Genomic DNA, 25,692 nt, shown 5'->3' with positions numbered 1-25,692 from the left:
GCCTATTTCAATGGTTTACCAGGATTCGTCTTAGGCTGAATCTCTTTTTGCCTGAACGTGAGGCTGAATATATTGGGTTTCTGCCTTCTGACTTTGTTTAAAGCGAACAATGTACTTAAGAATCATAATCACACCGGCAATTGCTCCCCCAAACAAAGTTACCGTAGCTGCTATATCGAAAAGGTTGGCTGCTCCTTGAGAAAGGTTTGCCAGATGCAGATCGGTCATATATTTTGGTATAGCAAAGGCTCTGCTTATTGCAGACATACCGATAACAATCGCCATTACCAGCTTAATTTGCAGTTCAGTCACCATTTTAGTCGCATTTGCTCCAATATGAAGACCTAGGAGTGAACCGAGATAGAGCAATAATACTAAACGAATATCCACAAAGCCGGTCATGGCATACTGGAAGGAACCTGACGCTCCGGAAAAGATGGCCAAGAATAATTCTGTACCGGCAGCTACCATGGTTGGAATACCTAAAAGATAAATCATGGCCGGAACTCCAATAAATCCACCCACCCCAACGGTTCCTGCTAACCAGCCGGTTGCGACACCAATAAGGGCCACAAGCCAAAAAGATACACGGACATTAGCAACTTTAAAATAAATCATGGGCGGAATATTGTATTTAGAAATTCTTGCAGCAAATCCCTCAGGTTCACCAGACCCTCCGGACGATTTGGGTTTAAAAATATCTCTTAAAATAAAGATGGAAAGCCCGGATAAAAGGACGACAAATACCACACTAATATACAGATTTGAGCCTTCCTTACCCATGCTCGCAAATATGGATTCATTAAGAATAACTGCTAATCTGACACCCAACAGCAGAAAGAGAACCATGAAAATTCCTAACTTAACATCTACATTCCCCATCTTTGAGTGTTTTCTTGCCCCAACCATCGCCTTACCAAATTTGTGGGCAAGGTTTGAACTCACTGCTGCAATACCAGGAACCCCAAGTGCCATCATACCGGGAGTCATAACAAAAGCGCCGCCGCTCCCCAGAAAACCACTTAATGTTCCTCCTAAAAATCCTAATCCTACAATGGATAACCCTGTTTTCGGAGTAATATCAATAAATTTCATGACTTCCCCAACTAAACTTACCGCTTCACCTGCCATCTAATATATGCCCCCTTCCTAATGTTTGCTTTCTAAGCCCAGAATACTCAAAATATGAGAAACTGCTGTTCCATACAGAAAAGCGATACAAATAACTGTCCCTAAAAGGCTCACTGCCGGAATGACTCCTTGGCTGACATAAAATTTGTTAAGTTGTTCGATATTAAAAAATATTAGTAAATATGCACTGATAGCTAACGCCAAAAAAACAATAGTTTTTAAAACGCTCGGTTTAGATTCACTGCTCATACCAACTCTCTCCTTTACTTAGTCTCCTTATAAAGGGCTTTTTATGCTTCAGAAAGCATTTACTATAACGTGATACTCTCTGACTAATATTAAAAAGAGTTACCTCCTCTCTCTATTTGTGATATAATTCTCTATATAGCAAATACTATGCCAATGCCTTTAACCCGGTATTTCACGCATTTATCATGACCATTAAAAAAAGAAGTGTAGCAAATGCTATACCTCTATGGCCGCACATCTCGCAGGAGAGTATGCTTAAAACTATTGAATAGTCCGACAGGACGCAGATTCTAGGCTATTTCTTAAGATTTCAGCTATTGTATCTTTTGCTACAGTCATATGTATTATATAATTCAATCAAAAAAATCCCCTTGGAGGTGATTAATTGCTCCATAAGCGTTTCTTATTGTCTTTCAAAGGGAAGAGTTTAACCAATCAACTAGTTGTCGTATTTGCCGTAATTATGCTTGTACCCCTATTGGCCTTAATGTACGATATTTTTTTCGCTTCACAGACAAATCAAGTGATTTTCTTTGATAAAGAACAACGATTGGCTGCCTTAGTCAAAAGTACGAATCAGCAGCTTACGATGAATTTAGAGTCTTTGGATATAGATTCCCAAAAAATCTCTTCAATCCTTCTGCACAATGAGTTTACTCGAGTCGTCGAGCCTTATATTCCCTCTAATTCCGGGATTCGCTTCGGTTTATATGTTCCTCAGTCCGATAAAATTACGGTCCTTGGCTTTCTGCATAATTACCGAAACCTCTCCCCGGAAGAAGAGATCCAAAGGGAAAAAGAGATCTTTGCCAATACTAAGTCTGGTCTGGTAGCCGCTGAGATGGGTAAAGAGCCTCTTTTTAGAATTTCGGGTTCTTTTGACGACCAAGTGGTTGAATATATTTGTCCCGTTATATTAAAAGGGAAAGTCGTAGCCGTTATGTGGGCAGGCGAACGACTGAACCCATTCTTTTATCAAAGCAGCTTCTACCGCAAATTGCTTCGTTATGTTACCTTAGGCGTCCTTGCCTTAGTTATGTTCGCAGCATTAAGAACCATCCGGAATATAACCACGGGGGTGGACCGCTTAAAGCATGGCTTACACCGAATGGAATGCGATATCCATTATGCATTACCGGAAATGTCCGGTGAACTGGGGCAAGTTGCCCAAGCCGTTAATCGGATGGCCGAAAGCCTATCCGAAAAAGAAAGACTGGAAGATCAGCTCAGGCAATCGGAACATCTCATCGCCTTAGGCCGCTTAGCGACTGGTGTAGCTCATGAATTACGAAATCCTATCGGCATCATTAAAACTTTAGTGGAACTAATGAAGCAGGAATACTCTCAAATGACCGGTATTGAAGAATATACCAAAGCTATTGATGAACAAGTTGACAGGCAGGACATGGTTATCCAAGAACTCCTTGACTTTGGACGTCCTACCAAAGTGGCCATAAAGGAATGTTCCATTAATGATTTAATTATGGGAGTTTTGTCATTTTCCGCAGCAATGCTGCGAAAACAAAAAGTCAGAGTACACTTGCAATTGGAAAATTCGCTATCCAAGATCTTAGCCGATACGGAAAAGCTTAAGCAGGTATTTGTGAATATTATAGTAAACGCCGCTGAAGCAATGCTGTCCGGCGGGGATTTGACCATCGCCACCAAACAAACAGAAGACATGATTATTATTAGTCTGACGGATACGGGAGAAGGAATTCCTGAAGATGATATGCAGAGAATATTCGATCCTTTTTACACTACAAAAGAAGCCGGCACTGGTTTAGGCCTATCCATATCTTATCAAAGCATTAAATTGCACGGTGGCATAATTGAAGTTGAAAGTACCCTTAATGAAGGAACAACTTTTACAATTAAACTTCCTGTAACAACATAATCTTCCTACGGGAGTGATGATCTTGATACCAAGAGTTCTTGTAATTGACGATGAAGAAAGAATGTGTTGGGCCTTAGAAAGGGCTCTTAGTCACGAAGGCTATCAAGTGGTTACTGCAACTAGAGGTTTACAAGGTATTGAAATGGCTCTTGAAACAGAACCTTCCACAGTTATATTGGATTTAAAAATGCCCGATATCGATGGAATTGAGGTTTTGAAAAGGCTCAAAAGTATTAACCCCAATATCCCAGTAATTATGATCACTGCGCATGGAACTATTGAAACTGCCATTGAAGCTATGAAAATCGGAGCAACGGATTACATCACCAAGCCGTTTAAACTGGATGAGTTAAAGGTGCAGGTAAAACAAGCCCTGCATTTATCGAATTTAGAGAATGAAGTTAATTATCTCCGTCAAGAACTAGGGAAAAAATATGGAAAAATGGTAGGTCAGAGTGAGGCCATTAAAGAAGTATCTCATCTTATTCAGCAAGTGGCTAAAACTAACGCTACGGTTTTAATAACGGGGGAAAGCGGAACAGGCAAAGAGGTAGCCGCTGTAGAAATCCACAAAGCCAGCAACCGGGCGAATATGCCTTTTGTTGCCGTAAATTGTGCCGCTCTGCCTGAGCATCTGCTGGAGAGTGAACTATTCGGTCATGAAAAAGGCGCTTTCACCGGCGCAACCAATCGGAAAAAAGGCCGATTTGAGATGGCAGATAAAGGGACCATTCTCCTGGATGAGATCGGCGATATGCCTATCAGTATGCAAGTAAAGTTACTGCGGATTTTACAAGAACGCTGCTTTGAAAGAGTAGGAGGAACTGAGACCATATCCATCGATGTTCGAGTTATTGCTACAACAAATTCCGAACTTTCCACAGCCATCGCTAACGGTACTTTTAGGGAGGACCTTTATTATCGATTAAATGTCATGCAAATTAAAATGCCCCCTCTGAGATTGCGAAAAGAAGATATTCCTCTTTTAGTAAATCATTTTCTCAGCAAATTCGATCCTTCTCACACGAAAAAAATCTCACCTGAAGCTATGAAGATTTTAACTCGTTATGACTGGCCCGGTAATATACGAGAGCTGCAAAATGCCATCGAGAGACCGCTTATTGTCTGCCAAAGCAATGAAATCCTTCCCATTCATCTTCCCAGTGAATTATTGGAGAACATAGAAGATACCGCGGAACCGATCATCAATCTTCCGGAAGGAGGATTTTCGTTAGAAGAATTGGAAAAGCAGCTTATCGTTAAAGCCTTAGAGAAGAACAATTATAACCAAACCAAGACTGCTAAATATTTAGGAATTTCCCGGCCAACCCTTCTCTATCGAATGAACAAACATAATCTGAAATATTAGCAAAGAGAAAGACCAAAGGGACTGCGTTGCATAGGCAATGCAGTCCCTCAAATTATATGATCACCTTTTCTCCCCATTTTGTTTTTAAAATGTCTCACTATTAATCTTCTTTAAGGTCTGCAGAAATTGAAGGATTTCCTCGTCACTTAGAACTGCCGTCATCTGTTCCGTCAAATGTAAATGAAAGTCATGATGCTCCTTAAAAGCCTTCTGGCCTAAATCCGTCAGACTAATGAGGTTAACACGCCTATCTTCTTTAGTGGACTCACGACGGGCGAGATTTTTCTTTTCTAAACGATCCACTGTTACCGTGGTGGTTCCCGTCGTAACCCCCAGCTTTTGAGCCAATCCTTTCATATTCATTTTTTCATGTTCCCCTAAGATTTCAATGGCGTGTGCTTCCGAAACGGTAAGTTCACTAGTACGTACAATGGAATTTTCCCAAGATGAAAAACCATTAAAAAAGGTCAGCAATTCATGGGTCAACTCTTCATTAATCGTCACTGAAACTCCTCCTCGATAAATCCGCATGTAACTATTCTGGAATTCAATTGTTTTATATAGCAATAGTCTGATTTTAAAAATACATGATAGCAAAAATAATCTTCCCTGACAAGGGGTCAGGGAAGATTCACAAATAACTTATATTCCTAGGAAAGGTCCAGTCCAACATGTTTAAATCCCACATCCTCACCTGATTCGACAACAGTAAATTCATCGTCCCATTCCCTCTGAAAAGCTTTATAAACAAGCCTCAGGGTGCCAGTGATAACCTCATGTTCCAATTCTGATGTTTGGGCAATCTCTTGGGTTGTTTCCGTAACATCATTTAATTGATAGGCCACTGTTTCAATAAGCCTTAGTTTTTCATACCCTTTCAGCATGATCTTCATGAGCCGCTGTGTCTTCTTTAAGCCATAATTCTTCTTCGGCAAGGGTTTTACATGCAATAGCTATTGTTTTCATAATAACTGCCTCTTTCTCTTAAATCGTTGTATAAATATACAATGATTTGGGAAGAGGAAATTGTCAATAAGTTATCAAGCTCAATACAGTATTTCTACACATGTCTAAGGGCATCGATGGGATTAAGTCTGCTCGCCTTTCTTGCCGGAGCTAAGCCAAAAATTATACCCACCGCTGCCGAAAAGCCAACTGCAAGGATTATTGTCCAGGCCGTCATTACAAAAGTGAATTTCATTAGAATAGAAGCAGCAAAAGCTATGGACATGCCAATGAGCAATCCCAGGATCCCTCCAAACAGGGAAATAAATATTGATTCAATAAGGAACTGCAATTGAATCTGCGAGGGCTCTGCTCCAAGAGCCTTCCTAAGACCGATTTCTGTCGTTCGTTCCGTTACTGATACCAACATCATATTCATAATACCAATTCCGCCGACAATAAGTGATATTGAAGCTATCCCTGCAAGCAATAATGTCAGCATCCCCGTAATATTGCTGATTACATCAATCATATTCTGCATATTCAAGACAGTAAAGGCATTCTCTCTATAATTAAATGCTGAATTTAAGATTGAAGTCAAATCATTGGTGATTTTCTCAGACTGATTGGCATCCCTCATATATACATCCACATTAGAAATACTTCTTACACCCATGATCTTCATAGCGGAGGTGTAAGGCAGAATAATCAAATGATTAGTCGACCCCATAATCGAAGCACTCGTTTCTTTTAGTACACCGATAAGGGTTACCGTATGGCCATTCAACAATAGCTGTTGGCCCATAGGGTCAATTCCAAAAAAAAGTTCTTTGGCAAGATCACTGCCTAGTATGGCAACCGGATTTTTATTGCTGACATCCATACTGTTGATCACTCTGCCCTTTGCCAAAATATCCTTTTCTTTTTGAAGATAAATCTCATTCTTTCCTTGAACGCTTACGCCCTGCTTCAAATTCCGATTGAAGACAAGAGGGATTTTGCCTGAAACTGTTGGCGAGACGCCGCTGACATTCTCAACTTCTGACAACAGCTTTAAATCATTTTCACTTAATCCTTGCTTTAAGCGTGTTCCCATAACTTGAATAGTAATTTTGTCAGCGCCTAGTGATGATATCTGACTTGTTATACTGCCCGTTGCCCCCTGTACTATGGTAATAAGGGCAATTATGGAGGCCACTCCAATCAGCACACCCAGGACAGTAAGAAAGGAGCGCATTTTATTGTGAACAATATTGTTCCATGCCATTTTCATAGATTCCCTTAACATCGCTCTCCGTCCCCTCACTTAATCGTCCGTCTAAAATATTAACTACTCTTTTTGAGTATTTAGCAATATTAGTATCGTGTGTAATCATAATAATTGTCCTGCCCTCGGCATTCAGTTCTTGAAAAAGCTGCATAATTTGTTTTCCAGTCTTTTGATCAAGAGCCCCTGTCGGTTCGTCGGCAAGCAAGATTGTGGGTTCGGTTACCACTGAACGAGCAATAGCAACACGTTGTTGCTGCCCGCCTGAAAGCTGGTTGGGGTAGTGGCGAATTTTATCTGCTAAACCAACTCGCTCTAGGATCTCCGCCGCTTTTTTATGTCGATTTTCTGGGGATATCCCTGCATAAATCATAGGTAATTCTACATTTTCAAGAGCATTTAGTCTTGGCAACAGGTGAAAACTCTGAAAGACAAAACCAATCTCTCGGTTGCGGATGCGCGCCAACTCTTTTTCGTCTAAGTCTTCAACATTCTGATCAGCCAGGATATACTTTCCCCTCGTAGGAACATCAAGACAGCCAATGATGTTCATAAGTGTGGATTTCCCTGAACCTGAGGGGCCTAATACAGAAACAAACTCTCCTTGATTGACTATTAAGTTAACTTTATTGAGAACCGTAAGTTCTTCAGCATCCAGATAATAGCATTTGACAATATCCTGCATCATTAGAATTTCACCCATGGTCATGCGCCGCCCTTTTGAGCTTCTTGAGAAGTTTGATCACTTCTATCCCTCATTTGAGAACTCCCGCCAAAACCCGTAGCTTTCGCTGCCGGCGGTACTAATACAGTATCATTAGCTGTTACACCGCTTTTGATCTCCACTTGTACACCATCATTAATACCCAAAGTCAAACTGACCCTTTGCGGTAAGTTGCTGCCGTCTTTTAGCAAGACAAAAGGGCTGTTATTTTCATCAAACTGAATCGCAGACATTGGCAATAATACGACACCGGAAACCCTCTGATTTACAACCTTCGCCTCTGCTGACATGCCTACGCGCAGGTTATTGTCGTTAGGAAGTGCGATAGTTGCTGTAAAGGTTGTAACACCGTTGATATACTCTCCTTCTTTTGATACATCGATTATTTTTCCTTTGATATCTTTATCCAGGGCATGAATCGTTATGGTAGCCTCTTTGTCTTTGGAGACAGCTGCCAAATCATATTCATCGACTTGAACCTTTAATTGCAAATCTGAGTAATCAACGATGTCCGCCAGCTTTGAACCAGGCATTAGCTGAGCATTTTCTTCAGTGTAGATCGTTGTTACCTCTCCCGAAATTTCCGGCCTCATTTTCTCCCCCATAGTAGTTATCATGAGATCGGTATCAGGGGTAACTTGCTCTCCTTCCTGAACTTTGATTTCATTGATTTGCATGGTTTTATCCGCCAATACCGTTTGCCTGTTTTTGGCCTCAACACTGCCGGAAAAACTGTAATTCGTAGACAATTCTCCAATGACTGGTTTTACCTCAGTATAGTTAATTTTTTGCGGCCTAATATATAAGGCAATGCCCAAAGCCACCACCAATAGTCCAATAATTGACCCTACAATAATTCTTCTATTTCCTTTGCTTTTGCGCTTCATTAAGATTACCTCTTCTTCCAATAGCTTTTATAAGCGGTTTGCAATTAATATGCTAATATAAATAGTTTTTCATACACCTCACCATATTCTAGTTTAATTTCAGCAAACTCTCAGTTTTTATTCAGTACTGTTTCAGTTAGCTATTGTATTCTAATTAAAATTAAAAAACACTAGTTTATTTATTAACAAACTAGTGTTTTTTTAAATTCAACCATAAAGGAGATGCAAAGATAAATCATCTTAATTTGATTTAGATCTTAATGAAATTCTACAATACATAAGTTTTCCATTTTAAGGATTAAAAGATTTGATTAAATTCGTCATAATCAGTGCACGGATGAAGGAGTGGAAGGTTTTGAGAATTACAATTAGAAAACGACTTATTTTAGGATTTGGTATTGTTCTACTTATCTTAGCAATTATAGCCGGCGGAAATATAAATATGTTACATAAGATGTCCGATATTTCCTCCACCAATGAGCAGCTTTTAGAGAATAAAGCATTAGCAAAAGAACTCATGTATCAGATTTCTCACACGAATACCATAGGAGCTTACTATTTACAGTCGGAAACCCAGCAAGAGGCTGAAATGTATTGGGAACAAGAAAATCAAGCTATAACAGATACTAAGTCTTTGCTTAATGAACTAAAACAAAAAACTGAGAGCAGCGAGGGCACGGCTCTGCTTGACGAAGTACTGAAAGGGTATTTAGCCTATGTGGACGATACTACCGAAGCTTACCAGACTTTCCAGGCCAGTTTAAACATTAACAGCGACGGAAAATCCCTGGTTAAAAATGATGAAGGAATTTTGAAATCTCAACAACAATTTTTTGATTCTACTACTGATGCTACTCTTCAGAGTATCGACAATTACCTAAATTGGCTTCAAGAAACAATAGGAGACAATCAAAAACAACTTAACAGTTTACAATCCCAGAATGATACAATCACTGCCTTGCTTACATTGACCGGTCTGCTCCTGGGCAGTATGACTGCCCTCTTCACCTCAAAGAGCATACTGAAATCCATGAAATCTTTAAGAGAAGCTACTGGGAGAATTGCAGATGGAAATCTCTCCGAGGAAATAATCATAAAATCCAGAGATGAATTTGGAGAATTATCTAAAGGTTTTAATCAAATGACCATGAACTTGAGAAAACTAATTCGAGAAGTGGTTAATACAGCCAGTACCTTAGGAGCAACGGGAGAAGAATTACTGGCTGTAGCTGAAGAAGCAACATCTTCAAGTGAGCAAGTATCCTGCACCTTGGGCATGCTGGCAGCAGGAGCAGCAGAGCAGGCCAGGTCAGTAAGGGATACGAATACAGTCATTCAACAACTGTCACTTAACGCTCAACGAGTAGCAGCGAATGCGGAAAATGTTACCCAAAGCAGCACTAAGGCAGCTCAGGCAGCGGAATTAGGAGCCCGGTATTCCGAAAATGCCGTTCAAAAAATTGAGCAAATTAGAGAAGGCGCCAGTCATTCTGCAAACTTGATCCAACAACTAGGAGCTCAATCTACAGAAATCGGGCAAATTGTAGATGTCATTAAAGGGATCGCTAATCAAACCAATCTATTAGCCTTAAATGCCGCCATTGAAGCGGCCCGAGCCGGGGAACACGGTAAGGGATTTGCCGTAGTTGCAGACGAAGTACGTAAGCTGGCAGAACAATCATCATCGTCTGCCGCTCAGATCGCTAATCTTATAGGAACCATTCAGAAAGATACTAATCAAGCCGTCGGGGGGATGGAGACGGCTATGAATGAAGTAGCCGCAGGCGTTGAGGCAGTAAATATGGCCGGGCAGTCTTTCCAGACAATCGTAGAGGAAATCAACGCTGTTGTTGAGCAAATTCGACAAGTTTCTGAAGCAGTGCAAGAAATCGCCCGGGGAACTGCCCAAACTGTTCAAGCGGAAGAAGGTATTAGTGAGATAGCAGCTAAATCCGCCGCCAACACCGAAGAGGTTTCCTCCGCGTCACAGGAGCAGGCCGCCACCATGATCTCCGTAAGTCAATCGGCTGACGCTCTGGCCAAACTAGGAGAAAGTCTGACAACAATAGTTTCCAAATTTAAAATATAATTAACTGCAAAAAAATAAACCCACCGCTTCTTCTGCAGCGTGTGGGTTTAACTAGCTAAAGATGTTAACAACTATGCCTTTGAATATGAATCAAATGAACGATGAAGATTATAGTATTTCAAAAGACATCCAATCGGGGTTTCTCTGTATTCGGGAAAGATATTATTCCTTTCCAAACAAATCCGAGTACCATCCCTAGCCCTTGTTCCACTAGAAGTCCATAAATTTATCACTCCGCAAATTTTCAGATCGTTTTGCTAAGCTCGTATAGACCAGCAGCACTGCTTACTATTTCTGCCATAGCCGCTTCTATGCCATGAGTTATCTGGGCTTGGTTCTGAGTCGTCTCAACATTTAAGCTGATCTGATATTCTAGATTATTGATACTCTCCTGACCACTTAGTATTGCTTGCCTAATAGTCTTTACTGCATCCACGCTCTTCTGAGCTAATTTTTTCACTTCTTCGGCCACCACTGCAAACCCGCGCCCCTGTTCACCAGCTCTGGCGGCCTCTATCGCAGCATTAAGCGCTAACAAATTGGTCTGTGAAGCAATGTTTTTAACAAGCTCATTCATTTCTTCGATGATTTTTAATCCATCCATTAATAATCTAATAGCAACCTCTAAATCTGACATGGATTCCACACTCTTGTCTGCGTACACTGTCATTTCTTGCAAGGATGCAGCAATCTCCTCAGAACTGGTGGAGAGATTGTCGGCAATTTCGACGATCAATTCCATCTTTTCTCTACTTCTCGCAACCGCAATACAACCGATCACTTTGCCATCTTCAATAACCGGGAGTGCAATCGTTCGAAATGTAAACCCATAAACCTCTTTTGGAACGAGTTTATCCACCGGTTTGCCTGTCACCACACATTGCTTACCGCCGCTGCCCTCTGCCAGACTGTCGCCTGTTTTTGCCGTGTAGGTCACAAAACTTTTTGGAGTATACATTGAATCAAAGCTTTCTGTATTTGTCGTGAACAAAACTGCCTCTTCTCCCAAAAGGTAAGGAATGACTTCCTCTAAGATTTTAAATGCTTCCAATTGCGCTCTGGTGACATGATACCTCAAAATAGTAGCCCTCCATAAAGTAATACTGGGTTCGGCATTCGCCGAGTCAGATGGCACAAGGCTTTTAGCTTGACCCATCAAAATTAATCTCCCCTCACCTTTATCCGAGAGGATTTTATTTTTTGGTCTCCAAATAAGATTTGGCTTCCAACCGTTGGTAAGCTTCATATTTGATCATATCGTAAACTTCCTTAAGGGGTATCTGTTGCTCTTCTGCTAGTCTACGGCAATCCTCATATTCCGGAGCCACATTACGCAGGCTATCCTGATAACGGGCAACCTTCACCTTGGCTTGACCTAGCTTGGTCTGTAGAGTCTTAATTTCATAAGGCAGCATATACTTGGTCACAGGGTAAACTCTAACCCCGATGGATGTTGTCTCAGAAAATATCTGTTGATAGAATGTTTCTAATTGATGGGTATGAATCAATAAACTTAAGACAATAGCCGGGCGATTTTTTTTCATTTGGATTTTTCGCAAGAATACATCCATCGCTCCAGCTTTAAGGAATTTATTTATCAGGTAATCATAAAACTCCGGGTTCATGTCATCTATATTGGCTTCCATCATCAGGGCGTCTCCTTGGCGGACATCACCCTTGCCGCCATAACGAATATGCCCGTCGGAGCCAACTTGATCCAGTTTTCCACCAATGGTTACACGCAGCAAGTTTGGAATGACTAAATCATGCTCACCTGCCCCATAACCGGTGGTATCAGCCCGCATCGGCGGCATATTGCCAAAATCCTGACAATAGGTTGTAATAATTGCAGCTCCGGTTGGAGTCACTAATTCTTTTTCAATATCCTTCGAATAAATAGGAACTCCTTGCAATAGTTCCAGAGTAGCAGGTGCAGGAACTGGAATTGTTCCGTGGGCACATTTAGTAAAACCTGTTCCGATATGCACTGGTGAAGCATATACTTCCTCAATCTCTAGCCTCCATAAGCCAATAACTGAACCAACAATATCAATGATGGCATCCATGGCTCCGACTTCATGAAAATGAATTTGATCAACGGAGGTTTGATGTATTTTTGCTTCGGCTTCAGCCAAGCGAGTAAAAACCTGGATACTTTTTTCTTTAACAACCTCAGGCAGCGTACTACTATTAATGATTTCTCGAACATCCCGAAGATGCCGGTGTACATGACCTTCTTCCGTTAAAACTTGCACCTTGGTTCCACTAATGCCTTTTTTAATCACTTTCTCCCTTTGCAATTGATAACCACTTAAAGGAAGCTTAGCTAAATCTGCTTGCAGTAGCTCCCAATCTAAACCAGCATCAACCAAAGCTCCTAAGGTCATATCCCCACTTATCCCGGCAAAACAATGAAAGTAGGCGATTCTCATACATTGACCTCCCCTAACTTATTAATTAAACTGGCCTGATAGCCAGCGCCAAAACCATTATCGATATTGACCACACTCACACCACTGGCACAGCTGTTCAACATAGCCAGCAATGCGGCCAATCCGCCGAAGCTGGCGCCATAACCCACGCTGGTGGGTACGGCAATCACCGGCTTGTCTACCAACCCTCCAACTACACTGGCAAGGGCTCCTTCCATTCCAGCAACTACGATTAAAACCCGTGCGGCCAAAAGCTTATCTTTTTGGCTTAATAAACGATGAATACCGGCTACCCCGGTGTCATAAAGGCGTTCCACCCGGTTGCCCATTACTTCGGCAGTAATAGCCGCTTCCTCTGCGACAGGAAGATCTGAGGTTCCGGCACTGAGCACTAAAATATGTCCTCGTTTTGCCTGTTCACCCCGTCGTATCACAATTAAGCGAGCTAAATCATAATACTCAGCGTCAGGAATTCGTGCGGCAACAGCTACATAAACATCATGATTAGCCCTAGTCGCCAGAATGTTCGTTTCTGCTCCTTCGGCCAGTTTTTCGGCGATAGTGACGATTTGTTCAGTTGTTTTACCTGCACTATAAATAACTTCAGGAAATCCTTGCCTGAGCTGACGATGATGGTCGATTTTAACAAAGCCTAAATCCTCAAAGGGCAAATCTTTCAATTTATTTAACCCTGAATCAACACTAATCTCGTTATTCTTAATTCCTATGAGCAAGTCACGCAGGCTTTTTTCATTCATACGTTTTTGTCCTCTTCTTTTAAAGTCTCATTCATACTCCCCGTCCGGTAACCTTGAAGGTCCATGGTAACATAACTGAAACCACAGGTTTTTAGCTCTTCAACGACTTGGTCTACTTTTTCTACCATAAGCAAGAATTGATCTCGGGGGATCTCGATCCGGGCAATTTCACCATGGTGACGCAAGCGAAACTGTTGAAAACCCAAGGAACGCAAGATCATTTCTCCTCGATCTACTTGGTTCAGCTTTTCTTTCGTTATTCTTGAATTATACGGAAAACGGGAACTAAGACAGGCAAAGGAAGACTTATTCCAAGTTGGTAAGCCCATTTCCTTGGAAAAACAACGAATTTCCTCTTTAGTGATCCCTGCTTCTTTTAGCGGACTGCGTACGCCCAATTCCTTGGCTGCTTTCATTCCCGGTCTGTGGTCATTCAAGTCATCGAAGTTAGAGCCATCAAGCACGTAATTTATTCCCTGATCCTTGGCGACCATTAATAATTTGGAGAATAGTTCATTCTTACAGTAATAGCAGCGGTTAGGCGGATTATCCATGAGGATGTATATAGAAAATTAGCCAACGCGTCTAAATTATAGGGTTTTCATAACCAACCTATTGCCATTTCCATTCCCGCCCAACAATGAACAGTATGTCTTGGTTACTACTCTTGAGTAGTATCCTGAGCCCGCTTGATTCCAAATAAGATTTCCTCATTAAATCAAATTTATTTGCACCCCGTTTCTTGATTATCGTTATCTGCAGTTACGGCGTTCTAAAATAATTATTCTTTTGCTATTTTGCCCATTAATAGAAAATTCAACGACTTTAATATGCCCTATCTGTTACTACCGAATGGTATTCTGAATTTGGAAGACGTTGCGTAGATCATCATAGACTGCAAATTCCACAAGAAATATCTCAAACCCGATAGGGGCTTGGGTAAATTATATTCATTCATGACTTCAATTGCCTTACTAAAGCAGCGGACGACAATGCCGTCCGCTCAAATCTGCGTGATTAGACCCTTATGACCTACATACACATACACATACACTTAATCTAACCCAAGCATCGTCAGCGTTTGACAATAATTCCCTGAGCTCATACCTCACCAATCCGGGAAACTTTCGGACCAATTGTCGTCTGCTAAATCACCCTAATTATTCTATTTGAAGTCTTTGGGTTCAACTAAGAAGGCTACAATAACACCACCTAAGAGAGCCCAAAACGGTGAACTGATTTTCAGAATGGTAATTCCGCTCATAGCGATAATCAATGCAAAAAAAGCGCCAGTCTTAAATTTCTTAGTACTAAATGCCTCATCAAAAGCACTAATCAATACACCGATCATTGCCAATCCAGCAACAATGCTTATTAAATCTGCCGGCAAACCCGTGACAAATGCTACTGCTATACTGGCTATTAAACCAAAGGCACCGAAGATAATTCCATTAACAACTGTTGCCGCATACCGGCCTTCCTTGTTATCACCAGCTTCTTCGGAGGCGCAAATAGCTGTCATCGGTCCTGCAATATTGGCGTTATGCCCGCCAAAGAATGAAGTTGCAATTCCACCGATACCACTGATGATTGTCATAATGTTAATAGGCGGTTTGTATCCTTGGCCCATTAATACACCAATTGCCTGGGCATTTTCAGCCCCGATAACCAAAGCAGCCAAGGGGATAGAGATACTAAAGAAAGCATTAATGTTAAAGGCAGGTGCAAAAATCTGGGGAGCAACAAATTTATAGGATACTCCACTCAAGTTTAATCCTCCGATAAAAGCCGCAGCAATAATTCCCAGAACAAGAGCTCCTAGAACAGGAGGTATTTTTTTTGTCAACCGTGGTAAAACGAGGAAACCTACTAATGCCGCCACACCAATTACAGGAGCTTTATTTGTTGAAGTAATAATACCTGTTCCAAAACGGATCATTGCTCCGGCAATCATTGCCATAACAATGGGTAGCGGCAACCATCGCATCAATTTACCAACAAGACCAGATAAGCCAAGGATTAAAACAAGAATGCCAGCGATTAAATATGCTCCTACTGCCTCATTAATAGTAAACGTGCTTAAGGCCCCAATTAGCATTACAGCACCCGGAATAGAATAGGCTCCGTTTATTGGTTGCTTGTAATAGAGTGCTAAACCTAAGCTTATAATACCTCCAAAGAAATAGATTGCAAAAAGCCAAGAAATAGCCTGAGCTGAGGTGAGGTTACCTTTTGTAGCAGCACTTAAAACGATAAGGGCAGGTCCAGTACAACCAAAGACTGCGGCAACAATACCGGCGGTTATGGTTTTGGAATTTAAATGCATAGTCAGATCACGTAAACCTCTGGCAAAACCGGGTCCTTTTTCAAAACATTGGCCTTTTTGTATACCTGTATTAGGATTCATAATTCATCCTCCCATTTAATACTCAGAGTGGCGTTGTTACACGATGCTCATATATACATTCAGACTCTGGTATACTTATCTCTATCGACATTCTAATTTAGCATTGTCTTAGTCAATATCATTGTTTTAAAAATTTTTTTATAAATAAAACAGCTCCAACGTTAAGGATTTCAGCCTTCCACATCAAGACCAAAATCAAGTAACGGAGCATCAAGAATCGCTCGACCAACATCAATAATATCCGGTCCAAGTACTACGATGTTACTTAACTCTTCTGGGGTTACACCGCCGGCAAAGGCTAACTTTACACTTTTTCGCCACCCATCGGTTGCAGCGGCAGCCTTCACAGCCTTAAAATCCGCCAGAATACCGGTATCAACCATCAAAATTCCTGCCCCAGCCTCTACTGCGGTTCTCGCTTCTTCAACAATACTCTGGGCTTCACCTCGTAATTGGACAACCGCCAAACGATCCGGATCAAATAATTTTGCCCGCCCCACAGCAGCGGCAACTCCCCCAAACATCCGGATATAGTTTTTGTCTAAATAAACGAAGGGTTCTTCGGTCATTCGTAGTCCTGCCCCACTTGACATGACCGCCTGGCGTAGTTCTCCCTTCGTGGCTTGACTTATCTTTTTCCAAGCACCGCAAACTACCTTTACCGGACTGGCCTTTTTCACTATGTCTGCAGCGGCAGTGGCTACTCCGGAGGGCTTTCCAATGGCTCCCATAAGCGTTTCCTCCGCCCTAGTAACCATCTCAGCATCCCCTCTAGCGACAAATACCGGCGTACCGGGAACTAGCAACGCACCCTCCTGGGCGACCGAAATAACTTCCAATCCAAGTTCCATCGCCAGTTCTTGCATTCTAGCTGCTCCTGATAGTATTCCATTTTCCCGAGCTCTGATTGCGAACGAATAAGACCTATCTTGGAGTGGTTTAAACAAAAACTCTCTCAACTCCATTGAACTCACCTCCTCCTATATAATCTCCGTTTTCTTGCGACCTTTAATCTCTGATTGGTCGAGATCTCTTGGCCTATCCTTATTACTCCAGCTCAGATAGTCTCTAATGTCTGCTATCATCGTCTCTCCCTAATTGAATTGTACGGGTTCTTAAGGCAGATTAGTCAGCACAACATTCCCTGTACCTCTTACCAACACTGTATCCGTGATACGAGGACCGCCAAATTTCGGTGCGTAAATTGTCGGAAGCAACAAGTCTACCACCATATTTTCCTGAATAACATGGTCTATCCCCTTTCCAATAACGGGGTAAAACTCCGACTGCCTGATTCCTACGCCATAGCCGATTACATCCATAAACATCTTCGCATAACCATGGTCGTGAATAACCTTAAACACTCTGTCGAAAATTTCACCGGAAACAGCCCCCGGTTTCAATGCTTCTATCCCAACGTTTTGGGCTTTGATGAGCAATTTATAAATATCATTTATCTCCCTGGCAACTTCTCCTAAAAATGCAGTACGACACATTTTAGCTGCATACCCTTTATAAGACGCACCCAAATGAATTACCACAGGCTGATTATTTTCGATCACATAATTGCCGGCGTAAGGATGCATCAATTGCTGGCGGTCATGCCGCAACACCTGTATGCGGAATGTTGCCCCCTCTGAGCCTGCTTTGCGCATGGCATACTCAGCTTCTGCAAGAATGTCTGTTTCTTTAATCCCCGGCCGAAGGGATTCCACGGCCGCTTTCATCCCTACTGCAACAAACTCAGCAGCTTTTGAGATGTACTCAATTTCCTGTTCACTTTTAATAGAACGCAACCTGTAGCATACTTCCGCAATATCACCGAAGTAGATTCCGGGTACGGTATCACGCAGACACTGAAAATCCTTTAAATTAATAAAGTACCTGGTAAAGCCGATTCTCGGATTGGGGATGCCCAGATTCAGTACCATGTCGGCGGTTTTCTGGCTGACATTCTCGTTTGGAAAGAAATAAGGAACCACTTCTAATCCGGATTGATCCCGCATATGGCGAGCGTCCAACCACAAACAAATTAGTTTCGGCTCACCTTGGGCCGGAACAATCAGCGCTCCCCCTTCAATGTCTTCACTATTTGCAAAGTAGATTAGGTTTTCCCTATCCATAATGACGGCGGCATCCAGTTCGTGAACCTTCAGTTCCTGTTGGAGCGCGGCAATTCTCTTCACAACGATTTCGTTCATAAACACTGCTCCTCATTATTGAAAAAGAGGGTATGTTATATTGAACCCCCTTTTTCATACTCCTAAAATGCCTACTGAACATTAGAAACAAGCACTTTGCTGTAACTTGAAAAAATGCGGAATTACGCTTTTATTTCCAAAATAGAAAGATCGACACCCCTTTGCTTGAGCCACTTTGGCAGCAGCTCCTTATCAACCTTTTCACTGACTTGCGGGGCTTTTACGATCAAAAGCCTGGCCAATGATTCGCTGACATTCAGACCGCCCATAGCGCCGTCAAAGATAATGACTTGATCGGTTCCGCTGACATTGTAGGCAAATTCCATGGCGTTCTCTACAGTTCTGGCGGTTACGGCATAATCCATATAGCCGATATTCATGGAATCCGTATCGAATAGTTTTCCTTGCTCATCTCCCACGACGACAGTCGGAATATTCTTGGAGAAGAATTCGGAGGGATATCCTGTCCAAGCATAGTTATGCACACACATTTTGATAGCGGGGTTCATGGGAGGGGTCTCCTCAAGCAGCGGTTTTCCGTTCTTACGATAGAAAGCTTCGGTATACCAAGTGTAAGAGGGCAACGGAGTATTAAGGTCATATAAATCGGAATTGGCGCCCAGGAAATTCGCATAAATAACGCCTGCAGAAAATACGTAGGGTACAGGACAAGGGAAATCCAGAACCGCAATACACTTGTCAATTTCGCCAAATAGGGTCATAATTTTTCCATAGAGCTGGCAGCCAACGAAGGTGGCGCGGTCATTAAGAGCGTACAGATCGTTGTCACAGTCCGCACCGATTACACCATGAGGTCCGCAATTCAGAAAGGCAGCGAAAGCGAATTTGCTCTGCACAAACTCAGACTCAAAAATAGCTCGGGCAGTAAAGTTTGCGGCACGAGGCCCAAGATTTTGATGGTAGGTACTGCGGGTTTCGCAGCGCGCATAGGACATACCAAAGGGTTTTACAGCTTTATCCACCTGTCGATGGAAATGCACTTCACGAACGTCGGTATGATGCGCATGAATGATCCAGGTTGCGTCATAAGCCCGCTTAAGCCCGTAAAGAGTTCCGATCTCTGTCTCGATAGCAACCCCTTCATCAATGGGAGCTATCCCGACTGCTTTTCCTTTATAATAGGTATCTAAGCCATAACGCTTCATATATTCTTCCGTTTCACGGAAGCGCATGCCCACGCCCGCACGCAGCCGAATATCCGTACAGCCGGTTCGTTCTTCTACAGCATCTCTGATTGCCTTCAGCAACTCCGCATAGGGTTCGCCGCCAAAAAGAGTGAATCCATGATGGGAAGCCAAGACATTAACGGAATGTTCCGGTTTAATCATACTCATGTCGACCTTCATCAGAGCATCATGGGCGGCTTGCCGAACATGGTTGATTGCATCCGGTCCACCCGGCAGGAGCACAGGAGGGAGATCCGGGAACAATTCGCGCAGATAAAGAGAAACCATTCCGGGAAGTTCGGAAACACGGGTTTTTACAAGATCCGGATCAATACCATACATAGAAGGTTTTGGGGGAATGGGCTTAATCGGTTCGTGGATCAAATCCTTATAATTCATTAGATTTCCTCTCCTTCCCGTTTGGTATTAACAACACGATCCAATAAATCTCGATCTTCTTGGAAGTAGAAACCTCTCTTATTGTATTTCTCAACCACAGTTTCAGGAAGAGTCCAGGCAGTAGGGGTAATACCGTACCACTGCCAACCATTTTCAACCTGTTTCAGCTCAAGACCTGCAGCTTCAATCATCCGCAGCAATGGCTGGACACATTCAATGGTACAGCCTGTGCGAATACCCGTTCTTGAGGATACTTCTTCAGGGGTTTTCGCTCCTTCCAGGATGGCAGCGGCAACTTCTTCAGCACGCACACCCACACAGTAACATAAGATCTGTTCCGGATTAAGATGGGCTTTTTCACACAGCTCACGAATTGTATTTGGGTCATGCTTGGAGGCATCTACTCCAATAGTAAAGGGTTCTTCACGCTTAACCATTTTAATAGCATAGAATGGACAGCGGGATTCGCAGTTGGTGCAACCACGACATTCATCCGCCTTCACCTTTGCCTTTTTATCAGAAACTGAAATCGCTAAAACCGGACAGACTTTCTCACATACTTTACATCCCCTGCACAGGTCATGCTGTACTTCGGCCAACAGGGTAACTCTTTTCATCTGTTAAACCTCTCCCTTCATTCTTGTCATAGGGCATCCGCTTGATCAACTTTCAAACACGATCTGGGTCCCTTCTCAATCCCCCCTCTCGGACTCACCCCTTTCCGTCGAATTATCTCATCTTATTTCTTGTTCTTCTGAGATAATTCAAACGCCACATCTATAATCATATCTTCCTGTCCGCCTACCATTCTCCGCTTACCCAGTTCCACAAGAATATCCCTGGGGTTCAGCCGGAATTTTTCAGCGGCTTTATAGGTGTGGAGTAAAAAGCTAGAGTAAACACCGGCATAGCCCAACATTAAAGAAGCAGTGTTTATAACCTGGGGACGCTGCATGATCGGTTCAACAATTTCTTCTGCTACGTCCATGATACCGTTTAGGTTAACCTCTGTGTCATATCCTAAACGGTCCAGCACCGCACATAACACTTCATTCTGTGTATTCCCGGCGCCCGCACCCAGACCGCGGCAGGTAGCATCAAGGTAGGTTGCGCCTTCTTCCACTGCCGCGATCGAGTTCGCGACAGATAGACCTAAATTGTTATGAGAGTGGAAGCCGATTGGAATATCAACCGCATTTTGAAGAGCACTGACTCTGGCCCGGACATCATCCGTCAACATATAACCCGCTGAATCCGCAAGGTTAATATAATCAGCTCCGCAGTCCACAAAAATTTTAGCTTGCTCAACGATCTTTTCCGGTGAGGCCATATGGGACATCATCAAGAACCCTACCGTCATCATTCCGATGCTCTTAGCATATTTGATATGCTGAATCGCGATATCTGCTTCGGTTACATGGGTGGCAACCCGCACAGCCTGAGCACCATTTTCCTTCGCTTCCTGCAAATCTTCTATCGTTCCGATTCCGGGAAGCAGCAGAACTGTCAGCTTGGCATTCTTAACCACCTTGCCGGCTGCCTTAAGCAGTTCAATTTCATTGGTTTTTGAGAACCCATAGTTGACGGAAGAACCGGTGATGCCATCTCCATGGCTCAGTTCTATCAGGCTGACTCCAACCTTATCCAATCCTTCGGCAACTGCGGTTACCTGATCAACCGTAAAACTATGACTGACTGCGTGACTCCCATCTCGAAGCGTCGTATCAACAATATTAATTTTCCTTTTTTCCATAGCTGTTACCCCTCCTTGTTCAACAGATTCTCGGCTACTTTTTCGGCAACGGCGACCGCTGCCTGATTGATGATATCAAGGTTCCCGGAATACATGGGTAAAAAGTCGCCGGCACCCTGTACCTGAACAATTACGGTAACTTTGTTTCCATCTATGACAGGGGGAACACGAAGCTTGTAACCGGGCACATAAGCTTGAACCTGTTTGACAATCTCATTAACGGATTCAATGATTTTTTTCTCATCCGGATTCTTGACTATAGAATAAATGGTATTGGTCATCATAATGGGCGGTTCAGCAGGGTTCAGAACAATGATTGCTTTTGCTTTGTCTGCACCACCAACGATTTCAAGGGCCTTTTTGGTCGTCTGAGTGAATTCGTCAATGTTGGCACGGGTTCCCGGACCTGCGCTCTTAGAGGAAAGGGCCGCCACAATCTCGGTATACTCTGAATCTGCCACCCGATTAATCGCATGGGCAATGGGAATCGTGGCCTGTCCGCCGCAGGTTACCATGTTAAAGTTATCCACATGAGCCAGATTGTCAAGATTGACACAGGGAACCACGTAGGGGCCTACTGCAGCAGGAGTCATATCCATAACGATTTTGCCCGCCGCTTTCAATATTGGTGCATTATATAAATGCGCTTTTGCACTTGTCGCGTCAAAGACAATCTTGATATCGGGATCTGCGGCCACAGCGTCAACACCTTCCAGCGAAGTCTTAAACCCCAGTCCGGCTGCCCTTTTAATTCCCTCAGATTCCACGATACCGGCCATTAAGTGCATTTGCAGATGTTTACTTTTAATGACCTTATACATTAGGTCAGAGCCGATATTCCCCGGTCCGATGATGCCTACCTTAATTTTCTCCATTCTCCTTCTCCTTCTATAAACGTTATTTAAATTTTACCGTCACGCTACCCATGCCATGGAAGGTTACCGTAAAACTGTCATTTTTTGCGGCTGGAATTGCAGCAGTGACTGCACCGGCCAAGACAATATTTCCCTCTTTCAGTTCAATATTAAATTCTGAAAGTTTATTCGCCAGCCAAGCAACCGCGGCCGCAGGATTCCCCCACACTTCCGCGCAGGTTCCACTGTTGACCAGTTCCCCATTCTTCTCTAATGTCATGCCCGTTAAACGCATATCCACATCTCTGATCGGCGTCATACGGCCGCCCAAAATAAAGCGGGCACTGGAACCATTGTCAGCAATAGTATCGGAAAGTGTGATCTTCCAGTCTTTAATCCGGCTGTCAACTATTTCGATGGCGGGAACTACCCAGTCCGTAGCATTATAAACATCAGCAATGGTTACACCGGGCCCGCGCAAGGTTTTCTTAAGACAAAAGGCCAGCTCTCCTTCAACCTTTGGCTGATTAAGTTCATCCATCGGGCAAAAAGAGCCCTCCAGCACCAGCATTTTATCGGTCAGGTGACCATAATCGGGTTCATTGACATGCAAGAGATTTTGCATGGCTTTGCTGGTCAACCCTACCTTCATGCCGATCACTTTTTCCCCTGCGGCAACTTTTTTGGCAACATTTTCGAGCTGAATGGCGTAAGCATCTTCCACCAACATATCCGGATGGGAAGCGGTCGGCATTTCAATCTGATACTGTCCCTTTTCCGCATCAAACAATTCCTGGGCAATTTTATTACAGTCCATACTTTTTCTCCTTTTCTCTTATAAAAGTTTATTTAACCCATGATGATCATGGTGGAACCCCTTTTTCATCAGCTTTTTCGCAAGCACCGCGGCGATTCGTTGGGCAGTGACCTCTTTATCACAGTTGTTTTTCAAGCATTCTATCAATGCACCTGCGGCGAGCCGGACTTCGTCGTTGGGGCCGGGGAATGAAACCATTATCGACGGACCCACTGTTCCCACTGCGATTCGCACACCGTCCTTAACATGGCGCCCCGTTCCCTGTTGAAACTTGACAATATACGGCGTTGCTGCCTGGGGATCGACCCGCAACACACTTTCCACAGTTTTGTCCTTGTCCTCAGCGCCTACACCACCGGTGGTAATAATCAACCCAAAGGCACGAGAAACTGCATCGGAAAGCTTAAATTCCATATCGTCCAAATCGTCTTCCATAATATCCCCGATGGTCACTTTATAGCCTTCCCTTTCTAAAAGGTTTTTTAAATAGGGAGTATTGGTATCCTCTATCAAATTCTGTTTCAGTTCAAAGCCCGTAGGAAAAATGATCGCTCGCTTTGAAATGCGCTCTTTGATTTCGTTCACCATATGGTTGACCGTCTTATTCATTTCCACCGGGTTCCCCCCTTCCAGACAGATCAGCCCGAGAATCCCGTTGGAGTGCAAACAAGAATCCTCGTAAAGGCGAACGCCTTTCAGTTTGGCAAGCGCGTCAAGCACCGCCTGCTCTTTGCCAAGAATATTTTCGGTGGGAATATCGTTTTCCATAATATCGAGGGTAATATGGTCCGGACGGACATCGACCACCAGCACCTTACTTCTTTCAATCCCCAGCACATCTGCCACCGTCTCGGCGAACTGAGTCAAATTTACCTGATCGAGGGTAATATGATTGATCCAAAGTTCTGTTTTCTCCAAAAGGTTCAAACCCATTTTCAGCAGCTCCTTTCGTCTTAAACATTAAATTTCAACATCAAAGTTAATATTTTTCCATCTTCTTTATGATTTATACAACTAATAAAATAGAAGATCACTAAATATTCGGTATTAACGAACGTAGTTCTGATGTAACTATTTAAAAAATAGCGCTTTTCTAAACACCCCTTAACCATGTTTAAAAAACAATACTTTTTAAGATAATCCTATATCATTGGGTCAATTCGTTATTGCCGAACCATGTTCGGTAATACCTCTTGAAAAAATAGCGTTTTTAATACGCCATTTAACTCTGTTAAAAAAGAATTTTCATAGAATTTTCAGTCAGCTTCTATACCCTAGTCTTTGCGAGATCTGGAGAGCGTGATATTGTACATCCTTGGCGATAGCCTCAATTTGTTCTAACGGCAACCGCACTGTAGGAGCAGAAACACTAATGGCCGCCACCGGCTGATTCATATAATTGAAAATTGGAGCCGCGATACAACGCAGACCGGTCTCAATTTCCTCATTGTCAACAGCGTATCCGCGTGAATGAATACGCCTGAGTTCATGGTGTAATTCTTCTGGATCCGTGATTGTATGCTCTGTATATTTTTTGAAATCTCCTTTTTCAAAAACCCGTTTCAATTCATCATCGCTCAAAAAAGCCAGGATTGCTTTGCCGACACCTGTACAATGCATAGGAGCGCACTTGCCTGTCTGGGAATAAACAATTAGAGCATCGGGGGCATCAACCTTATCTATATAAACAATCTCATGACCATAATGAGCGGCCAGATGCACGGTGGTATTGTATTTACCGCCAAGCTCCTCACAAAATACCTTGGCTTCGTTTCGCAAATCCATACGATTATGCACCAGAGTGCCCAACTCAAACAGCTTGATTCCCAATCGATAGCGTTTTGTTTGAGGATTCTGTTCCAAATAACCTTTTGTAAGCAGTGTATTCACCAATCCGTAAACCGTACTCTTACTTAGTTCCATTCTTTCGGAAATTTCCGAAATACCTAATTCTATCGCTTGTCCTTTAAAACATCCAAGAATATCTAATGCCCGATCTACAGACTGCACGATTACACCTGATGCACTTGCCATTAATATTTTCCTTTCAATTCAGAAAACCGAAGCCTTGATGTCTTTATAAAAAACACCTTTTATAATTGAGATTATAAGGTATGACTTTTAAAGAGTCAATACAATTCTGGTATTATAATCATATTACAGATTCACATCTTTTTGGGTTCTTATCCATATTATAGGTCATTATTTTAGAAAAAAATATTCAACTCCTCGAAGAAACTGTCGCAAACACCAGCGGGCAAGTTAAAAAAGACTGTTTTGAAATCAATAGGCAAAATGAATTAACGAAAGTATCTTTTTTACAATC

General features: G+C 42.7%; 24 protein-coding genes. 3 read left to right on the top strand and 21 right to left on the bottom strand.

The window, feature by feature from the left end:
* Positions 1-30: 30 nt before the first annotated feature.
* Complete coding sequence (locus DESOR_RS03095; RefSeq protein ID WP_014183151.1) at positions 31-1,131, bottom strand: sulfite exporter TauE/SafE family protein; 1,101 nt, start codon at positions 1,129-1,131, stop codon at positions 31-33.
* Between the two features lie 18 nt (positions 1,132-1,149).
* The gene (locus DESOR_RS03090) at positions 1,150-1,380 is read right to left on the bottom strand and encodes a hypothetical protein (protein WP_014183150.1); all 231 of its coding nucleotides are present in this window, start codon (positions 1,378-1,380) and stop codon (positions 1,150-1,152) included.
* 385 nt (positions 1,381-1,765) lie between these two features.
* Here DESOR_RS03090 and DESOR_RS03085 point away from each other — a divergent pair, with 385 nt between their 5' ends.
* A complete protein-coding gene (locus DESOR_RS03085; protein WP_014183149.1) occupies positions 1,766-3,277 on the top strand; it encodes an ATP-binding protein in 1,512 nt (503 codons plus the stop codon).
* Positions 3,278-3,299: 22 nt separating this feature from the next.
* Entirely contained in the window at positions 3,300-4,646 is a 1,347-nt protein-coding gene (locus DESOR_RS03080; protein ID WP_014183148.1) for a sigma-54-dependent transcriptional regulator, read from the top strand.
* An 84-nt stretch (positions 4,647-4,730) separates the two neighbouring features.
* Here DESOR_RS03080 and DESOR_RS03075 read toward each other — a convergent pair whose 3' ends face one another.
* The 5 genes from DESOR_RS03075 to DESOR_RS03055 form a co-directional block, all read right to left on the bottom strand.
* Positions 4,731-5,150 (bottom strand): MarR family winged helix-turn-helix transcriptional regulator, encoded by a 420-nt coding sequence (locus tag DESOR_RS03075; RefSeq protein WP_014183147.1) that lies wholly within the window; start codon positions 5,148-5,150, stop codon positions 4,731-4,733.
* A 146-nt stretch (positions 5,151-5,296) separates the two neighbouring features.
* A complete protein-coding gene (locus DESOR_RS03070) occupies positions 5,297-5,539 on the bottom strand; it encodes a DUF1638 domain-containing protein (RefSeq protein WP_052304270.1) in 243 nt (80 codons plus the stop codon).
* A 167-nt stretch (positions 5,540-5,706) separates the two neighbouring features.
* Positions 5,707-6,879 (bottom strand): ABC transporter permease, encoded by a 1,173-nt coding sequence (locus DESOR_RS03065; protein ID WP_014183146.1) that lies wholly within the window; start codon positions 6,877-6,879, stop codon positions 5,707-5,709.
* Positions 6,830-7,561 (bottom strand): ABC transporter ATP-binding protein, encoded by a 732-nt coding sequence (locus tag DESOR_RS03060; protein WP_014183145.1) that lies wholly within the window; start codon positions 7,559-7,561, stop codon positions 6,830-6,832. Before DESOR_RS03060 ends, DESOR_RS03065 begins: the two co-directional genes overlap by 50 nt.
* A gap of 2 nt (positions 7,562-7,563) precedes the next feature.
* Entirely contained in the window at positions 7,564-8,469 is a 906-nt protein-coding gene (locus tag DESOR_RS03055) for an efflux RND transporter periplasmic adaptor subunit (RefSeq protein WP_014183144.1), read from the bottom strand.
* A gap of 355 nt (positions 8,470-8,824) precedes the next feature.
* Between DESOR_RS03055 and DESOR_RS03050 the strand changes: the two genes are divergently transcribed.
* Entirely contained in the window at positions 8,825-10,558 is a 1,734-nt protein-coding gene (locus DESOR_RS03050; protein ID WP_014183143.1) for a methyl-accepting chemotaxis protein, read from the top strand.
* 244 nt (positions 10,559-10,802) lie between these two features.
* On the opposite strand, the gene DESOR_RS30510 is transcribed toward DESOR_RS03050, so the two are convergent.
* From DESOR_RS30510 to DESOR_RS02980, 14 genes are all read right to left on the bottom strand, one after another.
* Positions 10,803-11,636 (bottom strand): methyl-accepting chemotaxis protein, encoded by an 834-nt coding sequence (locus DESOR_RS30510; protein WP_282434399.1) that lies wholly within the window; start codon positions 11,634-11,636, stop codon positions 10,803-10,805.
* A 115-nt stretch (positions 11,637-11,751) separates the two neighbouring features.
* Positions 11,752-12,990: a nickel pincer cofactor biosynthesis protein LarC gene (gene larC / locus DESOR_RS03040; RefSeq protein WP_014183141.1), complete on the bottom strand. Its 1,239-nt coding sequence runs from the start codon at positions 12,988-12,990 to the stop codon at positions 11,752-11,754.
* Positions 12,987-13,748, bottom strand: coding sequence for a nickel pincer cofactor biosynthesis protein LarB (gene larB, locus DESOR_RS03035; RefSeq protein ID WP_014183140.1), 762 nt, complete (start codon positions 13,746-13,748; stop codon positions 12,987-12,989). Before larB ends, larC begins: the two co-directional genes overlap by 4 nt.
* On the bottom strand, positions 13,745-14,302 hold the full coding sequence (larE, locus tag DESOR_RS03030; RefSeq protein WP_242832448.1) for an ATP-dependent sacrificial sulfur transferase LarE: 558 nt from the start codon (positions 14,300-14,302) through the stop codon (positions 13,745-13,747). Before larE ends, larB begins: the two co-directional genes overlap by 4 nt.
* Positions 14,303-14,913: 611 nt before the next feature.
* Positions 14,914-16,155, bottom strand: a complete 1,242-nt coding sequence (locus tag DESOR_RS03025; RefSeq protein ID WP_014183139.1) for a benzoate/H(+) symporter BenE family transporter — start codon at positions 16,153-16,155, stop codon at positions 14,914-14,916.
* Positions 16,156-16,325: 170 nt separating this feature from the next.
* A complete protein-coding gene (locus DESOR_RS03020) occupies positions 16,326-17,120 on the bottom strand; it encodes a beta/alpha barrel domain-containing protein (protein WP_014183138.1) in 795 nt (264 codons plus the stop codon).
* Positions 17,121-17,270: 150 nt separating this feature from the next.
* Complete coding sequence (locus tag DESOR_RS03015) at positions 17,271-18,356, bottom strand: M24 family metallopeptidase (protein ID WP_014183137.1); 1,086 nt, start codon at positions 18,354-18,356, stop codon at positions 17,271-17,273.
* Positions 18,357-18,478: 122 nt separating this feature from the next.
* The gene (locus tag DESOR_RS03010; protein ID WP_014183136.1) at positions 18,479-19,942 is read right to left on the bottom strand and encodes a hypothetical protein; all 1,464 of its coding nucleotides are present in this window, start codon (positions 19,940-19,942) and stop codon (positions 18,479-18,481) included.
* A complete protein-coding gene (locus DESOR_RS03005) occupies positions 19,942-20,559 on the bottom strand; it encodes a 4Fe-4S binding protein (protein ID WP_014183135.1) in 618 nt (205 codons plus the stop codon). Before DESOR_RS03005 ends, DESOR_RS03010 begins: the two co-directional genes overlap by 1 nt.
* A 122-nt stretch (positions 20,560-20,681) precedes the next feature.
* On the bottom strand, positions 20,682-21,695 hold the full coding sequence (gene dmpG, locus DESOR_RS03000) for a 4-hydroxy-2-oxovalerate aldolase (RefSeq protein WP_014183134.1): 1,014 nt from the start codon (positions 21,693-21,695) through the stop codon (positions 20,682-20,684).
* 5 nt (positions 21,696-21,700) lie between these two features.
* The gene (locus DESOR_RS02995; protein WP_014183133.1) at positions 21,701-22,570 is read right to left on the bottom strand and encodes an acetaldehyde dehydrogenase (acetylating); all 870 of its coding nucleotides are present in this window, start codon (positions 22,568-22,570) and stop codon (positions 21,701-21,703) included.
* Between the two features lie 22 nt (positions 22,571-22,592).
* Entirely contained in the window at positions 22,593-23,366 is a 774-nt protein-coding gene (locus tag DESOR_RS02990; protein ID WP_014183132.1) for a 2-keto-4-pentenoate hydratase, read from the bottom strand.
* A gap of 18 nt (positions 23,367-23,384) precedes the next feature.
* A complete protein-coding gene (locus DESOR_RS02985; protein WP_014183131.1) occupies positions 23,385-24,299 on the bottom strand; it encodes a molybdopterin-binding protein in 915 nt (304 codons plus the stop codon).
* Between the two features lie 327 nt (positions 24,300-24,626).
* On the bottom strand, positions 24,627-25,400 hold the full coding sequence (locus tag DESOR_RS02980; RefSeq protein ID WP_014183130.1) for an IclR family transcriptional regulator: 774 nt from the start codon (positions 25,398-25,400) through the stop codon (positions 24,627-24,629).
* Between the last annotated feature and the right edge of the window lie 292 nt (positions 25,401-25,692).

The sequence above is a fragment of the Desulfosporosinus orientis DSM 765 genome, from assembly GCF_000235605.1.
Taxonomy (GTDB): Bacteria; Bacillota; Desulfitobacteriia; order Desulfitobacteriales; family Desulfitobacteriaceae; genus Desulfosporosinus; species Desulfosporosinus orientis.
Note: the sequence above shows the minus strand (reverse complement) of the source record. Positions and strands in the feature narration are given on the sequence as shown.

Excerpts from the sequence above, each read along its gene's own strand:
- DESOR_RS03095 (WP_014183151.1), bottom strand. The coding sequence starts at position 1,131 with ATGGCAGGTGAAGCGGTAAGTTTAGTTGGGGAAGTCATGAAATTTATT.
- DESOR_RS03090 (WP_014183150.1), bottom strand. The coding sequence starts at position 1,380 with ATGAGCAGTGAATCTAAACCGAGCGTTTTAAAAACTATTGTTTTTTTG.
- DESOR_RS03070 (WP_052304270.1), bottom strand. The coding sequence starts at position 5,539 with ATGAAGATCATGCTGAAAGGGTATGAAAAACTAAGGCTTATTGAAACA.
- DESOR_RS03065 (WP_014183146.1), bottom strand. The coding sequence starts at position 6,879 with ATGTTAAGGGAATCTATGAAAATGGCATGGAACAATATTGTTCACAAT.
- DESOR_RS03060 (WP_014183145.1), bottom strand. The coding sequence starts at position 7,561 with ATGGGTGAAATTCTAATGATGCAGGATATTGTCAAATGCTATTATCTG.
- DESOR_RS03055 (WP_014183144.1), bottom strand. The coding sequence starts at position 8,469 with ATGAAGCGCAAAAGCAAAGGAAATAGAAGAATTATTGTAGGGTCAATT.
- larC (WP_014183141.1), bottom strand. The coding sequence starts at position 12,990 with ATGAGAATCGCCTACTTTCATTGTTTTGCCGGGATAAGTGGGGATATG.
- larB (WP_014183140.1), bottom strand. The coding sequence starts at position 13,748 with ATGAATGAAAAAAGCCTGCGTGACTTGCTCATAGGAATTAAGAATAAC.
- larE (WP_242832448.1), bottom strand. The coding sequence starts at position 14,302 with ATGGATAATCCGCCTAACCGCTGCTATTACTGTAAGAATGAACTATTC.
- DESOR_RS03025 (WP_014183139.1), bottom strand. The coding sequence starts at position 16,155 with ATGAATCCTAATACAGGTATACAAAAAGGCCAATGTTTTGAAAAAGGA.
- DESOR_RS03020 (WP_014183138.1), bottom strand. The coding sequence starts at position 17,120 with ATGGAGTTGAGAGAGTTTTTGTTTAAACCACTCCAAGATAGGTCTTAT.
- DESOR_RS03015 (WP_014183137.1), bottom strand. The coding sequence starts at position 18,356 with ATGAACGAAATCGTTGTGAAGAGAATTGCCGCGCTCCAACAGGAACTG.
- DESOR_RS03010 (WP_014183136.1), bottom strand. The coding sequence starts at position 19,942 with ATGAATTATAAGGATTTGATCCACGAACCGATTAAGCCCATTCCCCCA.
- DESOR_RS03005 (WP_014183135.1), bottom strand. The coding sequence starts at position 20,559 with ATGAAAAGAGTTACCCTGTTGGCCGAAGTACAGCATGACCTGTGCAGG.
- dmpG (WP_014183134.1), bottom strand. The coding sequence starts at position 21,695 with ATGGAAAAAAGGAAAATTAATATTGTTGATACGACGCTTCGAGATGGG.
- DESOR_RS02995 (WP_014183133.1), bottom strand. The coding sequence starts at position 22,570 with ATGGAGAAAATTAAGGTAGGCATCATCGGACCGGGGAATATCGGCTCT.
- DESOR_RS02990 (WP_014183132.1), bottom strand. The coding sequence starts at position 23,366 with ATGGACTGTAATAAAATTGCCCAGGAATTGTTTGATGCGGAAAAGGGA.
- DESOR_RS02985 (WP_014183131.1), bottom strand. The coding sequence starts at position 24,299 with ATGGGTTTGAACCTTTTGGAGAAAACAGAACTTTGGATCAATCATATT.
- DESOR_RS02980 (WP_014183130.1), bottom strand. The coding sequence starts at position 25,400 with ATGGCAAGTGCATCAGGTGTAATCGTGCAGTCTGTAGATCGGGCATTA.